We start from the raw sequence: 1,274 nt of genomic DNA on the forward strand, positions 1-1,274 counted from the left end.
CGACCGGGCCGACCTCGAGGCCGCGCTGGCGCAGGCGATCGTGCCGTAGAGGCTCGGCGGCCCCGCGGACCGTTCAGGAGTACAGGGTCTGGACGTCCAGCTCGATCTGGAACGGCCGCTCGACCTTGAGCGTCTCGCGAAAGATCCCGACGGGTGCATAGGTGCGCGTCATGCCGTCGAGCTCGTAGACGTGGACGACCGTCGACGCGTTGCCGTCCTCGTCCTCGATGCGCCAGAAGTGCTTGATGCCGGCTGCGGCGTACTTGTGCGGCTTGACCGTCAGGTCGCGGTGCTCGGACTCCGGTGAGACCACCTCGACCGCCAGCACCACGTCCGCGGCCTCGTAGCAGGTCGCGTCGGGACCGAGCGACGCCGTCGACACGACGGCGTCGGGCTCCGGCCGGTTGCGGTCGTCGAGACGGACCGTCATCTCGCTGTTCGCCTCGAAGCCGGCTGGCGCCTGCTCGCGGAGGATCCGGTCGAGCTGGCTGATGACACGCCGGTGCCAGTTCCGCTGGGGGGACATCATGAAGACAAGTGCTCCGTCGATAAGTTCCGTGTGGCGCGGAGCCTCCGGCAAGGAGTCCAGGTCCTCGGCGAACCAGCCCTCGGGACGTGGAGGATTCATCCAGTCGGGCAGCGTGGTCATGTGGTCACGGTAGCAACGCGCGCGCTCTATGTCAGCGGATCATGCCAGTGCCGACAGGAGGCCGCACCGTGGGGAAGGCAGTTCTCGCGAACTGTGCCGCTTCCGTGCCGGAACCGCGCAACCCCGCGGGTCTCAGTCCGCCAGGACGGTGGCGATCCGGGCTTGGCCCGCACGGGCGAAGGCCGGCCAGCGATCCCAGTTAGTACGGGAGCGCGATGACGGCCTGCACCAGCATCCAGCCGCGCCCGCGCTGCCACGCGTCGTCCGGGTCGCCCAGGCCCACCGAGGCAGCTGGGCCGCGACGAGCCGGTGCACGAGGTCCGGGGTGGAGACGATCTCGTGGTCGTGGAGGCGCATGCCACACCGTGGCACCGCTCCGGGGACGCGGCCAGCACTTTTCGACCGGCCGATGAGTTCCGCGCACCGCCGTCGTCGGACGGGCATGACTCAGTACACGACCACCAGCCTGGGCGACCGGGTCGCCTACGACCTGCACGGCTCCGGCCCGGCCCTCGTCTTCGTGACGGGTGCGGGACCGGACCGGGCCGACGATCCGATCACCGCGGAGACCGCCCGCCGCGCCGCCGAGGCCGGCCTGACCACGGTCACGTTCGACCGCCTGGGG

At 70.4% G+C, this 1,274-nt stretch carries 1 protein-coding gene and 1 pseudogene; one reads left to right on the top strand and one right to left on the bottom strand.

What is annotated here, in order from left to right:
• Positions 1-73: 73 nt before the first annotated feature.
• Positions 74-649 (bottom strand): Uma2 family endonuclease, encoded by a 576-nt coding sequence (locus tag PROKR_RS04510; protein WP_036959962.1) that lies wholly within the window; start codon positions 647-649, stop codon positions 74-76.
• Between the two features lie 442 nt (positions 650-1,091).
• Between PROKR_RS04510 and PROKR_RS33885 the strand changes: the two are divergent.
• A pseudogene (locus tag PROKR_RS33885) lies at positions 1,092-1,274 on the top strand (alpha/beta fold hydrolase); the annotation flags it as partial.

The sequence above is a fragment of the Promicromonospora kroppenstedtii DSM 19349 genome (assembly GCF_000515355.1).
GTDB lineage: Bacteria > Actinomycetota > Actinomycetes > Actinomycetales > Cellulomonadaceae > Promicromonospora > Promicromonospora kroppenstedtii.